The sequence below is a fragment of the Cupriavidus basilensis OR16 genome, assembly GCF_000243095.1.
Classification (GTDB): domain Bacteria; phylum Pseudomonadota; class Gammaproteobacteria; order Burkholderiales; family Burkholderiaceae; genus Cupriavidus; species Cupriavidus basilensis_D.
In genome coordinates, this window is sequence record NZ_AHJE01000270.1 from 1 (window position 1) to 636 (window position 636).

The window sequence follows — 636 nt, forward strand, 5'->3', positions numbered from 1 at the left end:
GCGAGCCGGATTTCGGCATGCTGTTCGCCGACATGGCCGTGGCCGAGGGCGAGGAGATCGACCTGCGCCGCGTGCTGCAGCCCAAGATCGAGGCCGAGATCGCGCTGGTGCTGGCGCATCCGCTGGCGCATGAGCGCCACACCATCGCCGACCTGATCCGCGCCACCGCCTACGCGCTACCCGCTGCCGAGATCGTCGGCAGCCGCGTGGCCAACTGGGATATCCGCCTGGTCGACACGATTGCCGACAACGCATCCAGTGGCCTGTTTGCGCTCGGCTCGCGCCCCGTCAAGCTGGCGGACCTGGACCTCATCGGCTGCGGCATGGTGATGGAGCGCCGCGGCGAACAGGTCTCGCTTGGCACGGGCGCCGCCTGCCTCGGCAATCCGCTCAACGCCGCGCTGTGGCTGGCCGACACCATGGTGCGCGTGGGCCGTCCGCTGCAAGCCGGCGACATCGTCATGACCGGCGCGCTGGGCCCGATGGTGCCGGTTGCCGCCGGCGACGTCTTCGACCTGGAGATCGAGGGGCTGGGACGCTTGTCCACGCGCTTCGCCCCGGCCAACAAGGAGCAATCCGCATGAGCAAGCCATCCCCGACGCGCCTGCGCGCCGCCATCATCGGCTCCGGCAATAT

General features: G+C 69.8%; 1 protein-coding gene. It reads left to right on the forward strand.

Annotated elements, in window-relative coordinates; translation table 11 throughout:
- A partial coding sequence (locus OR16_RS38655; RefSeq protein ID WP_006164815.1) for a fumarylacetoacetate hydrolase family protein occupies positions 1 to 584 on the forward strand: 584 nt, incomplete at its 5' end.
- Positions 585 to 636 lie beyond the last annotated feature (52 nt).